Annotated in this window: 13 protein-coding genes; all 13 read left to right on the top strand. The window is 53.4% G+C overall.

All coding sequences use genetic code 11. The features are described from left to right. Positions 1-114: 114 nt before the first annotated feature. A complete protein-coding gene (locus NST26_RS17575; RefSeq protein WP_051478099.1) occupies positions 115-531 on the top strand; it encodes a LysM peptidoglycan-binding domain-containing protein in 417 nt (138 codons plus the stop codon). Between the two features lie 109 nt (positions 532-640). Next, positions 641-850 (top strand): DUF896 domain-containing protein, encoded by a 210-nt coding sequence (locus NST26_RS17570; protein ID WP_036726418.1) that lies wholly within the window; start codon positions 641-643, stop codon positions 848-850. Between the two features lie 47 nt (positions 851-897). Next, the gene (locus NST26_RS17565; protein WP_036726420.1) at positions 898-1,425 is read left to right on the top strand and encodes a hypothetical protein; all 528 of its coding nucleotides are present in this window, start codon (positions 898-900) and stop codon (positions 1,423-1,425) included. 35 nt (positions 1,426-1,460) lie between these two features. Further along, positions 1,461-2,246 carry an HAD family hydrolase gene (locus NST26_RS17560; protein WP_340952353.1) on the top strand — a complete coding sequence of 262 codons (786 nt, stop codon included), beginning with the start codon at positions 1,461-1,463 and terminating at the stop codon, positions 2,244-2,246. Positions 2,247-2,718: 472 nt separating this feature from the next. Further along, positions 2,719-3,141, top strand: a complete 423-nt coding sequence (locus NST26_RS17555) for a FixH family protein (RefSeq protein ID WP_340952356.1) — start codon at positions 2,719-2,721, stop codon at positions 3,139-3,141. Positions 3,142-3,310: 169 nt separating this feature from the next. Further along, a complete protein-coding gene (gene metH / locus NST26_RS17550) occupies positions 3,311-6,688 on the top strand; it encodes a methionine synthase (RefSeq protein WP_445323370.1) in 3,378 nt (1,125 codons plus the stop codon). Positions 6,689-6,872: 184 nt separating this feature from the next. Further along, the gene (gene rnz, locus NST26_RS17545) at positions 6,873-7,823 is read left to right on the top strand and encodes a ribonuclease Z (protein WP_340979548.1); all 951 of its coding nucleotides are present in this window, start codon (positions 6,873-6,875) and stop codon (positions 7,821-7,823) included. A 293-nt stretch (positions 7,824-8,116) separates the two neighbouring features. Continuing rightward, positions 8,117-8,905: a TIGR01457 family HAD-type hydrolase gene (locus NST26_RS17540; RefSeq protein WP_036726426.1), complete on the top strand. Its 789-nt coding sequence runs from the start codon at positions 8,117-8,119 to the stop codon at positions 8,903-8,905. Between the two features lie 45 nt (positions 8,906-8,950). After that, positions 8,951-9,766, top strand: a complete 816-nt coding sequence (locus NST26_RS17535) for an Fpg/Nei family DNA glycosylase (protein WP_036726428.1) — start codon at positions 8,951-8,953, stop codon at positions 9,764-9,766. Next, a complete protein-coding gene (locus tag NST26_RS17530) occupies positions 9,756-10,607 on the top strand; it encodes a deoxyribonuclease IV (RefSeq protein WP_340979547.1) in 852 nt (283 codons plus the stop codon). The genes NST26_RS17535 and NST26_RS17530 overlap by 11 nt, the downstream gene beginning before the upstream one ends. 2 nt (positions 10,608-10,609) lie before the next feature. Further along, on the top strand, positions 10,610-10,942 hold the full coding sequence (locus tag NST26_RS17525; RefSeq protein ID WP_340979546.1) for a thioredoxin family protein: 333 nt from the start codon (positions 10,610-10,612) through the stop codon (positions 10,940-10,942). Further along, entirely contained in the window at positions 10,942-11,724 is a 783-nt protein-coding gene (locus NST26_RS17520) for an ABC transporter ATP-binding protein (RefSeq protein WP_340952363.1), read from the top strand. Before NST26_RS17525 ends, NST26_RS17520 begins: the two co-directional genes overlap by 1 nt. Continuing rightward, on the top strand, positions 11,721-12,758 hold the full coding sequence (locus NST26_RS17515) for an SAM-dependent methyltransferase (protein WP_340952366.1): 1,038 nt from the start codon (positions 11,721-11,723) through the stop codon (positions 12,756-12,758). The genes NST26_RS17520 and NST26_RS17515 overlap by 4 nt, the downstream gene beginning before the upstream one ends. Positions 12,759-12,767: the final 9 nt, after the last annotated feature.

Genomic DNA, 12,767 nt, shown 5'->3' with positions numbered 1-12,767 from the left:
AATAAGAGAATGAAAATAAAGAGAACAAATGTTCCGAAAAAACTATTGATCGAAACACATGTTCGTGTTATATTATTTTCGAAAGCAAGAACATGTGTTTGGAGGATGATGATCATGTTAAAGTATAGTACATACAACAGTATCTACAATAATGAGGATATCAAGGTGTCCGCTCCCGGTAATCCAACTGCTCATAGTTATGTAACCAAGATCAAGGACGGGATTCTTCATAGTCTCGCTGCGCTCTCATCACTATTCCGTCAGGTCAGCCTGATGAAGCTGGTTCTGGTGCTGATGCTTGTTATTTCGGGATTCACTGTGGTGGGGAATGTTTTTGCCGGTTCGGTCTCGTCGATGAAGCCGGATAAGCGGATCGTAGTCGAACGCGGAGATACCTTATGGAGTATTGCGTTAAGCAACAAGCCTGAGGACATGAAGACTGCCGTATATATAGAAGGAATAATGAAGACGAATCATTTGGAGAACAGCGGCATTAAGGCCGGAGATATTCTGACTTTACCTTTATACTGAAGGAATATGTCAGACTAATGATCGACTGTGAGAGCTTTCAGGGGGTAGACCTTGACAAGCTCTTTTTCTCATGGCAAAGTTAAAATGAATTTAGAGGGAGGGAAACGTATTGAATATTGACGAATTGGTCGCACGCATCAATGAATTGGCACGCAAAGCTAAGAACGGCGGCCTGAATGACGAGGAACTGGCTGAACGTGCCAAGCTCCGCGAGATGTACCTGGGGAATATCCGCACTAACTTTCGGGCCCAGCTTGATACCATCGAAATTGTGGACAATCCGGAGCATGAAGAAGGCAATAACGGACTTAAGCATTAGCCTGTTGCCTTTTCATAGATAATACAGGATGACTAGGGGGAACTTACATGGCCCGTTCTTGGGAAAGAATGGTTCAACGCAACACGAAGCAAATTAACCAGCAAAGAAAGAAGCAGGGGAAGGACTCCATTTACACTTCCAGCACTAAGACTGCCGCTAAAAGCATCGATATTTTCAAAGGCCGCAATATCGTATTCCCCGTTGTACTGATGCTGCTCGGTATCATGTTCTGGGTGGTCGGCTCGATTGACGAAGCCAAAGGAAGCGGGATTCTGGCCAACTGGCTGGGTGTAGTGCTGTACTTCCTGCTCGCTGCGCTGCTGTTCTTCCGCCGTCCGTTCCTTAAGGTTGAGCGTGCGCGTATCTCTACTATTAAATACAACCGCGAACGCTTCCTGGCTGCGGCGGATATTGAGAAGATCACTTTATCGCGCAGTGTAGTTACCATTAAGTATAAGGGTAAGCGCAAGCAGTGGATTTTCTCCAAGCTGATTAACCGTTATGACACCGCTGCGATGGGGGAACGCCTGGAGCAGTTCGCCAAGAACAACAACATTGAGGTCGTGCACGAATAGGAAGACAGACCAGCATATAGGGAGTGGGAGAACAAATGCCGATTACCGCCGTACTATTTGACCTTGACGATACTCTGCTGTGGGATGACCGCAGTGTGGAAGAAGCTTTCCGCCATGCTTGTGAGGCTGCTGGAGATTCCGTTGATCCCGGGGAGCTGGAAGCTGCTGTACGCAGGGAAGCCCGTACACTGTACGAATCCTATGAGACGTATCCGTTCACGAAGCTGATCGGTATTAACCCGTATGAAGCGCTGTGGGCGAACTTCACTGCCGGTGAGCAGCCTGAGTTCCGTCAACTTGAACAGCTTGCCCCTGTCTACCGTAAGGAATCCTGGCGCCGTGGCCTGGCCTCACTCGGGGTAGAGGATGAAGCACTGGCTGCACAGCTGGCTGACAAGTTCGCCGCAGAGCGCCGCAGCCGTCCTTATATCTATGAGGAGACGCTTCAGGTGCTGGACGAGCTGCGCGGTAAGGTGAAGCTGCTGCTTCTGACGAACGGCTGCCCGGCCCTTCAGCAGGAGAAGCTGGATGGTGTGCCGGAGCTTACCCCGTATTTTGACCACATTGTGATTTCGGGAAGCTTCGGCAAAGGCAAGCCGGACAAGGGAATCTTCGAGCATGCGCTCGGACTGCTGGATATTGCACCGGAACAAGGTATAATGGTGGGCGATAAGCTTACGACAGATATTCTTGGGGGCTTGTCTGCCGGACTGACCACGGTCTGGATCAACCGCAATAGCAAAGCCTCGGACCCGGAGATTACGCCGGATTACCAGATCAGCCATCTTTTAGAGCTTCTGCCGCTGGTAGACTCCTTATAATTGAAACATCTGTGTTTTTAAAATTGTAAAAGGTCAAAGAGCAACGGTCCTCCCGTCACTGGAGAATTGTTGCTCTTTGTTTTTTTATTTTAAAAGTATTTTCGTACCCCGCTTAAACAGCGGAGAGAACGGAACGATTGTGGAAAAGCGATAGCGTTCGCCTGAAAGCTTTCCGCAGGAAAGCTCGCTTCGGAAGCATCAGCAGTCTCCGGATTTTCACCGCATAGGGGAATGAAAAAAATCTGGAGAGCACAGCGATTGGAACAACGGTCCGTTCGCGGAGCGTCCACCCAAGTGCTCACAATCAAAGATATGACTATTCTCATGTTCACGAGTGAATCATGCAGCTTCTTTAAGGCAAATTGAATAAAATGTGTATAATAAGAAGAGTAGCGATCTGACTTTCATTGTAATATAGAATGGATATGTTCGTAGATGAAAAGAATCTACCTATGAACCGGGAGGACTTCAGATGATGAAGCCAAGGATACGCAGGGGACTTATATGCATTATAATGGGGATGACGCTAGCCGGATGCTCGGGGAATAAGGAAGATGAGATGCAGATGCATGCTGCGGCCAATTCCTCCATGTCACCGATTAAGGTGGAGCTGAGCTGGACCCCGGAGGAAGTAACCGCAGGTAAGGCAGTTAGCTTCAAGGCTGTGGTGACACAGGACGGTGAACCGGTGGATGACGCCCGAGAAGTAATGTTTGAAGTCAACGAGGTAGCCGATAAGACCAAGAAGGTTGAAATCAAGGGTGAAAGTGCGGGAGAAGGGGCTTATGTCGGGGAACATACCTTTGAAGAGGCGGGCGAATTCAGTGTCACTTCACATGTGACTGCCCGAACGCAGCATTCCATGCCAAGCAAGAAACTTGTGGTAGCGCCGTAATAGAAATGAAATCAATGGAAATACAAATAATGCAGGGTGGAAAGGAAGGCTTTCCGAAATCCCTTTATTCTGCTAAAATTACTCTAATGTTTCACTGGGGGGATGGAAAGTGGCCAAATACACACTTGCTGAGAGCTTGCAGCAGCGCATATTGATACTGGATGGAGCTATGGGTACCATGATTCAACAGGTGCCGCTCACCGGCGAGGATTTCGGCGGGGATGACCTGGATGGCTGTAATGAAATGCTGGTGCTGACCCGGCCGGAGGTTATTCAGGACATTCATGAGAAATACCTGGAGGCCGGTGCAGATCTGATCGAGACGAACACCTTCGGTGCCACCTCAGTGGTGCTTGCCGAATATGATATTCAGGACCGTGCAAGGGAGATTAACCTTGCGGCCGCCAGACTTGCACGTAATGCCGCTGATAAATATGATACACCGCAGCGCCCGCGTTATGTGGTAGGAGCTATGGGACCAACCACCAAGACGCTCTCTGTCACCGGGGGAGTCACCTTCAAGGAGCTTATAGACAGCTATGAAGAACAGGCGGTTGCCCTGATCGACGGCAAGGTGGACGCGCTGCTCCTGGAGACATCCCAGGATACCCTGAACGTGAAGGCTGGAAGCATTGGTATCCGTAACGCCTTCGAGAAGAGCGGAATTACGCTGCCGGTGATGATTTCAGGAACGATTGAACCTATGGGAACTACACTTGCCGGTCAGAATATAGAAGCCTTCTATATTTCGCTGGAGCATCTGAAGCCGGTGTCCATCGGACTGAACTGTGCTACTGGACCTGAGTTCATGCGGGATCATATTCGTTCTCTGTCCGCTATCTCTTCAGCGGCCGTCAGCTGTTACCCGAACGCAGGTCTGCCGGATGAGAACGGGAATTATCATGAATCCCCGGATTCCCTGGCCCGTAAGCTGGGCGGCTTCGCGGAGAAGGGCTGGCTGAACATTGCCGGCGGCTGCTGCGGAACGACTCCTGATCATATCCGGGCGATGGCTGAAGTGATGGCGGCTTACCCGCCGCGTAAGCTTGACGGCCAGCATCCTCCGGCCTTGTCAGGGATAGAGCCGGTGTACGTGGAGAGTGAGAACCGTCCGTATATGGTCGGTGAACGGACCAATGTCCTCGGTTCCCGGAAGTTCAAGCGTCTAATCGTCGAGGGGAAATATGAGGAAGCTTCGGAGATAGCCCGTGCCCAGGTGAAGAGCGGCGCACAGGTTATTGATGTCTGCGTGCAGGACCCGGACCGGGATGAGACGGAAGACATCATGCGGTTCCTGGAGCTGGTGGTGAAGAAGGTCAAGGTGCCGTTAATGATCGATACGACGGACCCGAAGGTCATTGATCTGGCCTTGCAGTATTGTCAGGGTAAAGCGATCATTAACTCCATTAACCTTGAAGATGGTGAAGAGAAATTCGAGCATGTTACGCCTTTGATTCATAAATACGGGGCAGCGATTGTTGTAGGCACCATCGACGAGACCGGCCAGGCTATCCTGGCTTCGGACAAGCTGGAGGTGGCCAGACGTTCCTACGATCTGCTGGTCAACAAATACGGTCTGGCTCCCGAGGATCTGATCTTCGATACCCTGGTGTTCCCTGTAGGAACCGGAGATGAGCAGTATATCGGCTCCGCCAAAGAGACGATTGACGGCATCCGTCTGATCAAGGAGGCCATGCCTGCTGTTCACACGATTCTCGGTATTAGTAATGTCTCCTTCGGTCTGCCGGAAGCCGGCCGCGAGGTGCTCAATTCGGTATTCCTGTACGAGTGCACCAAGGCCGGTCTGGATTATGCCATTGTGAACACCGAGAAGGTGGAGCGGTACGCATCGATCCCTGAAGAGGAGCGCAAGCTTGCAGAAGAGCTGATCTATAATACGAATGACGATACCTTGTCTGCGTTCGTGGCGGCTTTTCGCGGCAAAAAGGTGGAGAAGAAGGAGAAGATCTCCAATCTCTCTCTGGAGGAGCGCTTAGCTTCCTATGTGGTAGAAGGCACTAAGGAGGGGCTGATTCCGGATCTGGATGAAGCGCTGAAGACCTCACCTCCGCTGGAGATCATTAATGGACCGCTGATGGCGGGGATGTCTGAAGTAGGACGGCTGTTCAATAACAATGAATTAATCGTGGCAGAGGTACTCCAGAGTGCGGAGGTCATGAAGGCCTCTGTAAGCCATCTGGAGCAGTTCATGCAGAAGGATGAGACCTCGGTTAAGGGGAGAATCATGCTTGCGACCGTCAAGGGTGATGTGCATGATATCGGTAAAAACCTGGTCGAGATTATTCTCTCCAACAACGGTTATGAGATCGTCAATCTGGGGATCAAGGTTCCGCCAGAGAATATTATTGAAGCCTTCCGCAAGGAAAAGGCTGACGCCATCGGCTTGTCGGGACTGCTGGTGAAGTCGGCGCAGCAGATGGTGCTGACTGCGCAGGATCTTCGGTCGGCCGGTATTGATGTGCCGATTATGGTGGGCGGTGCGGCACTGACCCGCAAATTCACCAAGACCCGAATCCGTCCGGAGTATGACGGGCTCGTCTTATATGCCAAGGATGCCATGGACGGTCTGGATATCGCCAACCGGCTGATGAATCCGCTGGAGCGGGTGAAGATTGAGGAGGAGGTCCGCGAGGAGGCTGAGGCTGCCGTAGCTGTCGCTCCGCAAGCGCCGCTTCCCGAGCTTACGCGCGCAGTCCGCTCCAAAATCTCGGCTGATGCCCCGGTGTTCATCCCGCCTGATCTGGAGCGTCATGTCCTGCGGAATTATCCGCTGGGACATGTGATTCCTTATGTGAATATGCAGATGCTGCTCGGCCATCATCTCGGTCTGCGCGGCTCTGTAGAGGCGCAATTGGCAGCGCGGGACCCGCGTACGGTAGAATTGAAAGAGACCGTTGACGATATTCTGCATCAGGCGATGCTCGAAGGCACGATCGTCCCGCATGCGATGTACCAGTTCTTCCCGGCCCAGTCACGCGGGAATGACATTCTGATCTATGATCCGCAGGATAAGGCTAAGGTGCTGCATACCTTCACCTTCCCGCGCCAGAATGTGGAGCCGTATCTCTGCCTTGCTGATTTCCTGAAGCCAGTGGAGAGCGGAGTTATGGATTATGTTGGCTTCCTGGTGGTTACTGCGGGACATGGTGTCCGTGAATTATCGACTGAACTTAAGGATAAAGGAGATTATCTCCGTTCCCATGCTCTGCAGGCAGTCGCTCTTGAAGTCGCAGAGGGTCTGGCTGAACGTGTCCATCATATGATGCGCGATACCTGGGGATTCCCGGACCCGGCAGATATGACTATGAAGCAAAGACATGGCGCGCGTTACCAGGGCATCCGTGTATCCTTCGGCTACCCGGCCTGTCCGGATCTGGAGGATCAGGGGCCGTTATTCAAGCTCATGAAGCCTGAGGATATCGGCGTGCAGCTTACCGAGGGCTTCATGATGGAGCCGGAGGCTTCGGTCTCGGCGATGGTCTTTGCCCACCCTGAAGCGCAGTACTTCAATGTGGAGAAGCTCTGAGCCATCCACATGCTAACCGGCCAGAAGGGGCTTTGCCCCGACTTTTCGGAACCTCCCGTTACCGGGAGGTTTTTTGCTGCAAAAGATGCTTTTGCAGCAAAAACAGAGTAGAATTCTTGTCATAAGAACAGACAAGATCACAAAAAATAATAAAGACATCTGGGCGAGAGAGAGGAGGGGCATAATGGAAATCTATTTTCTCGGAACGAATGCCGGGGTGCCGACGCTGCAGCGCAATGTGACGTCGGTTGCACTCCGGCTGCTTGAAGAACGGCGAACCTTCTGGATGTTCGACTGCGGGGAAGGGACACAGCATCAGGTTCTGCGCTCGCCGCTGCGGCTGGGCAAGCTGGAGAAGCTATTTATCACCCATCTGCACGGTGATCATCTGTTTGGCTTGCCCGGACTCATCTCCAGCAGGGGCTACCAGGGCGGGACTTCACCGCTTACGGTGTACGGACCTCCCGGGCTCAAGGCATATCTGGACATATCGCTGTCTGTCAGCCAGTCCCGCATTCCTTATAAGCTGGAGATTGTGGAGCACAGCGGCGGGCTGATTTTTGAGGATGAGACGTTCAAGGTGGAAGCAGGACTGCTGGAGCACCGGATTGACAGCTATGGCTACCGGGTTACGGAGAAGGACAGTCCGGGTAACCTGAATTCGGAGCTGCTGAAGAGCTATGGACTGAAGCCGGGACCGCTATATGGCCGGTTAAAAAAAGGCGAGGATATCACGACTGATGAAGGCGTGCTGATCCGGGCGGCCGAGGTGATTCATGCACCCAAGCGCGGACGTATCGTAGTTATTCTGGGAGATACCCGGCCTTGTGCGGGCTCACTGCCGCTGGCGCAGGATGCCGATCTGATTATTCATGAGGCGACATTTGCCCATGGCCTGGCAGAAATGGCTCATCAATATCATCACAGTACGGCACAGCAGGCTGCGGAGCTGGCAAGGGATGCAGGCGGGGCTGAGCTGATCTTGACCCACTTCAGCTCGCGTTACACTTCGCAGGAGGAGCTCGCTCCGCTGCTGAAGGAAGCGCAGGAGATCTTCCCGAATACACTGCTGGCAGAGGAATTCTGCACCTTCCCGGTCTACCGGAGAACCCCGGGAAATGACGCTGCGGACTGAATTATTTTCCGGGAAAGCGCAGGAAATGACAGGGCTATGCCAAAAATAGCCGGGCGCTGCAGGAGTTCGCTAGCGTTCGACGAAGAACGTTAAATTTAAAGTAAAAGCTGAGGATTAAGCGTACGAAGCAGTAGAGAAAATGCCGAAACGAAGCGGCTAAAAATCGCAGGCAGGCGGGCAATAAATCCATTCACAGCGCACTTCCCGGAGAAGCCGCCGCTGCTCTGAAATATAATTCATAGGGTTAATAATAAATGAGATGAATCGCCGAGTTCGAATCGACAGGAGGAGTTATGAACAATATCGGAGGCTTGTTAATTGATCTGGATGGCACCTTGTATCATGGCGGCAGAATGATTCCGGGGGCCCAGCGGCTGATATCAGCGCTTCGTGCGGCGGAGATTCCGTTCCTGTATGTGACGAATAACTCTTCAAGAACACCGGCGAGTGTAGCTGCACATTTGCGTGGAATGGGCATTGAAGCCAGGCCCGAGGAGGTCTGCACTTCATCGCTGGCTGCCGCCCGTTACATTGCCGGAGAATCTCCGGGAGCATCCGTGGCGATACTTGGAGAAGAGGGGCTGGTGGAAGCCTGCACAGAGGCAGGGCTAACCCTGGTCTCCGAGCATCCGCAGGTTGTCGTGCAGGGGATCGACCGTTCTTTTACATATGAAGCACTGGCCCGCGCCTCGCGTTGGATTCGTGAAGGAGCCAGATTCGTCCTGACCAATCCCGACCTGATGCTTCCCTCCGATGACGGAGTGATGCCCGGTGCAGGTACGATAGGTGCAGCTATTGAAGCAGCCAGCGGAGTGGCGCCCGTGGTCATCGGCAAGCCCGAGACGCACCTGGTGACATATGCGACATCTCTGCTCGGTATCAAGCCGGAGGATGCGGTGATGGTGGGTGACAATATGAGAACGGATATCTTGGCGGGTGCCAATGCAGGCTGCCGGACTGTACTGGTGCTTACGGGACTTACCACCCGGGATAATCTGGAGCATTACCAGCAGCTGACCGGAGTCAAGCCTGATGAAATTTGTGCTGATTTAGCTGAACTTATGGTACTGCTCGGTGTATAATGACAAAGGTGACCATTTGACCATCCAAGAAGGGAAGATGACAATATGCCGGAATTGCCGGAAATGGAGAATTACAGAAAGCTGCTTAGCCAGCATCTAATAAACGTACCCATTACAGGGGTAACCGTAAATAGAGAAAAGACTATCAATATGGAGACTGAAGAATTCGTGAAGGGACTGGTCGGTGCCCGAATTGTATTCGTGGAACGCCGCGCCAAGCATATCCTCTTCCACCTGCATGACGGCCGCAGACTGCTGCTGCATCTGATGCTGGGCGGACTACTGTTCTATGGTACAGAGGAAGAACGTCCTGACCGTACTACACAGGTTGAGCTTGCGTTCGGTGAGCATATCCTCTACTTCATGGGACTGCGTTTGGGCTATCTCCATCTGCTGTCTGTCAAGGAGGGTGAAGCGGCAATGGGGAAGCTTGGACCCGAGCTGCTGGACCGCAGGATGACGGCCGAACGCTTCGCCGGACTGCTCAAGGGACGGCGCGGTGCGCTGAAGAGTCTGCTGGTTAACCAGCATGTTATGGCCGGAATCGGCAACTGCTATGCTGACGAGATTGCTTATGAAGCCCGTCTGCTACCATCTACGCTTGTTCAGAATCTGTCACCGGAAGCGGTGACCCGGCTGTACGACAGCGTGCGTAAGGTGTTAACGGATGCCACTGAAATCGGCGGGTATATGGAAATGCCGTTCATGACCGGCGACACCGTGACCGGATCTTATAATGATGCCTGTAAAGTGTATGACCGTGAAGGCGAGCCTTGCCTGCGCGGCGGGGGAACCATAGTGAAGACAGAGCTGTCCGGACGCAAGGTATTCTATTGCCCGGATTGCCAGCATGACGCATAGCCCCTTCATAGGGGCGCATGTCAGCATACGCGGCGGGTACGGGCAGGCTGCCCGGTCCGCCAGGGAGAGCGGGGCTACATGTTTTCAGTATTTTCCGAAGAATCCGCGCAGTCTGAAGCTGAAGCCGGTAGACTACCGCGATGCAAGCAGCTGCGCAGAATACTGCCGGGAGCAGGGGATGGCTTCCATTGCCCACACCCCGTATCCGACGAATCTGGCTGCTGGCCCGGGCGACAGAGAGGTGATGATTGCCTCCCTGCGCAACGATCTGGAGATTGCCGAGGCGTGCGGATCGGTGGGCATTGTGGTGCATTTCGGTCATTTTGCCGGGATGGAGCCGTTACAGGGTTATCAAAAAATTATACAATGTATGAACGAGGTGCTGGCAGACTGGACCGGACGAACCAAGCTGCTGCTTGAGAATATGGCAGGGAATCATGGGTATGAAGGCATGACGCCCGAAGAGCTGGTCAAGGTCCGTGAGCTGTGCCGCTACCCGGAGAAGATCGGCTTTTGCTTCGATACCTGCCATGCTTTCGCTGCGGGGATCTGGAATCCGGAGCAGACGGAGGAGCTTATGATGCGCGGTGAGAAGCTGGGGTACTGGGCGAATCTGGCGGCTGTGCATTTGAATGACTCCCGGTTCCCCTACGGCTCAAGGCGGGACAGACATGCTGGAATCGGTAGCGGATACATCGGGGGTGCGGCGCTTAGCCAGCTTGTGAAGATGGAGTTCCTGGCTGATAAAGTGATCGTTATGGAAACAGAAAAGGGACCGGATGGCACGCACAGAGCGGAGATTGCTGCTGTGAGGACCTGGTTTGAGGCGGGGGAGGATTGAAGATGAAGGAAATGAATCAGCCGGAGCTGCTGGAGCTGCTGGAGCTGCTGGCCACGAAGGGCGAGCCGCTTGTCCTGTTCCTGCATACCCCGCTATGCGGAACCTGTAAGGCAGCACGGCGGATGATTGAGGTGGCGGAGCATCTGCTTCCGCCTAATCTTGTGATTGCTGAGGGGAATGTGAATATGCTCCCTGATCTGGTGAACACCTATCAAATCTCAAGTGTGCCCGCTCTGCTGGCCGTATCTGCTGACCGCAGCGCTGAACCGGACATCATCTATTCCATTCACTCTGTTGAACGGGTGCTGGCATACATAAGGAGAGTGACATTATAATGATATCTTTACAACATCTGTCCCTGCGCAGGGAGGAGAGCCTGATTCTTGACGATGTATCCCTTACTATGAAGCAGGGGGAGAACTGGGTCATTCTCGGGCGTAACGGCTCCGGCAAAACCACCCTGCTGGAAATGATGACCGGCTACCTGTTCCCCAGCAAGGGCTCTGTTGAAGTGCTGGGGTACAAGTACGGTCAATGTGATCTGCGCGAGGTGCGCAAGCGAATCGGTTATATCGGCCCGTCCCTGATGGAAAAGCTCTCGCTGACCGACCCGGTCTGGGAGGTTGTAGCTACTGGTGCCTATGCGTATTTACGCTTCTACCAGGAGATTCCGCAAAGTGTGAAGGACCGGTCGCTTAGGCTGCTGGAGGAGATGAACCTCGGCGAACTGGCTTATCATCCGTTCGGCTTGTTATCCCAGGGGGAGCGTAAGAAGGCTATGCTGGCCCGCTGCCTGATCGCAGAGCCTAAGCTGCTTATTATGGACGAGCCTTGCGCCGGTCTTGATTTATATGAACGGGAGAAAATGCTTGCCGAGATCGACAAGCTGCGGCAGCATAACGTTGGAGTGGTGTATGTCACCCATCATGTGGAGGAGATTGTTCCGCTCTTCACTCACGTGGCGCTGATCCGTGACGGGAAGCTGGCAGGAGCCGGTCCCAAGGAAGAGGTGCTGACGCAGGAGATGCTGATGGCTACCTATGATCTTCCGGTCAAGGTTGAATGGGATAACGGACGTCCCTGGATAAAAATAAGTTCTGGAGGCCAAGCGATTTGAACGATGCTACGGAAGACAAGATCATTTCAAGATATATCTGCACGGCGAATCATGGCTTCGCCCCCTATGCACAGGAGGAGCTTAGACGCCTGTTCGGAGCGGTGAAAAGCACCTTGCTGCTGCCGGGAGAAATCTTCCTGGCCACGCTTGAGGCGGAGCCGGAGGAGGTAGTGCAGCGGCTGGCACAGAACCTGCCGGTCTTCCTGCGCCACATCCAGCCTGTTGATTTCCAGGACACCGGTGATCTGCCGGCTCTGGAACGGCTGGCGGTATACTTAAGCCGGCGTTCGGAGCTGCAAGGCGAGAAGGTGTCGCTGCATGTCCGTAAAGGCTCGTCCTCCTTCTGGGAGCAGAGTCCGGGTGAGCTGCGCGAATGGCTGCAGGGCAAGCTTGATAGCCTGGACGCCGAGTTCACCGTACAGGAGCCCGCTTGGGTGATCTCCGTCTATGCGGACGGTGACGCGCTGTATGCCGGTGTATCCCGGCCGGAGGCGAACCTGTCCAGCTGGAATGGCGGCATGATCCGCTTCCGCAAGGAGGATGGACAGATCTCACGGGCCAAATTCAAGCTGATGGAGGCGGAGAAGGAATTCGCCATTCCGTTCTACAGCTTCAAGAATGCGGTCGATATCGGCGCTTCTCCGGGCGGCTGGACCTCGTTCCTGCTGGAGCGCGGTCTCAAGGTTACCGCTGTTGATCCGGCGCTGATGCACGAATCCTTACGTAAGAATCCGGCACTCAAGATTCTGCGCAAAAATGCCGGAGAGGTCAAATTCCGTGAGAACGAATTTGACCTGCTGGTCTGCGATATGAGCTGGAGCCCCAAGCTGATGGCGAAGCTGGTCACTGAGCTGCTGCATAGCCTGACACCGGGCGGCAGCGCGATTGTTACCGTGAAGCTGATGCACAAGAAGCCAATGGCGGTGATCAAGGAGATCATCACCATGTTTGAAGGCCAGCGGATGCAGGTCCAGCGTGCGAAGCAGCTGTTCCATAACCGGGACGAGATTACACTTTATATGATTAAGTATTAATTCATATTT

The organism is Paenibacillus sp. FSL R7-0128 (assembly GCF_038002245.1).
GTDB classification, from domain to species: Bacteria; Bacillota; Bacilli; order Paenibacillales; family Paenibacillaceae; genus Paenibacillus_AQ; species Paenibacillus_AQ silagei.
The sequence above is the reverse complement of the archived record's forward strand: the minus strand, read 5'-3'. Positions and strand labels throughout refer to the sequence as shown.

Coding starts and splice junctions, on each gene's coding strand:
- NST26_RS17575 (WP_051478099.1), top strand. CDS start 115: ATGTTAAAGTATAGTACATACAACAGTATCTACAATAATGAGGATATC.
- NST26_RS17565 (WP_036726420.1), top strand. CDS start 898: ATGGCCCGTTCTTGGGAAAGAATGGTTCAACGCAACACGAAGCAAATT.
- NST26_RS17560 (WP_340952353.1), top strand. CDS start 1,461: ATGCCGATTACCGCCGTACTATTTGACCTTGACGATACTCTGCTGTGG.
- NST26_RS17555 (WP_340952356.1), top strand. CDS start 2,719: ATGATGAAGCCAAGGATACGCAGGGGACTTATATGCATTATAATGGGG.
- metH (WP_445323370.1), top strand. CDS start 3,311: ATGGGTACCATGATTCAACAGGTGCCGCTCACCGGCGAGGATTTCGGC.
- rnz (WP_340979548.1), top strand. CDS start 6,873: ATGGAAATCTATTTTCTCGGAACGAATGCCGGGGTGCCGACGCTGCAG.
- NST26_RS17540 (WP_036726426.1), top strand. CDS start 8,117: ATGAACAATATCGGAGGCTTGTTAATTGATCTGGATGGCACCTTGTAT.
- NST26_RS17535 (WP_036726428.1), top strand. CDS start 8,951: ATGCCGGAATTGCCGGAAATGGAGAATTACAGAAAGCTGCTTAGCCAG.
- NST26_RS17530 (WP_340979547.1), top strand. CDS start 9,756: ATGACGCATAGCCCCTTCATAGGGGCGCATGTCAGCATACGCGGCGGG.
- NST26_RS17525 (WP_340979546.1), top strand. CDS start 10,610: ATGAAGGAAATGAATCAGCCGGAGCTGCTGGAGCTGCTGGAGCTGCTG.
- NST26_RS17520 (WP_340952363.1), top strand. CDS start 10,942: ATGATATCTTTACAACATCTGTCCCTGCGCAGGGAGGAGAGCCTGATT.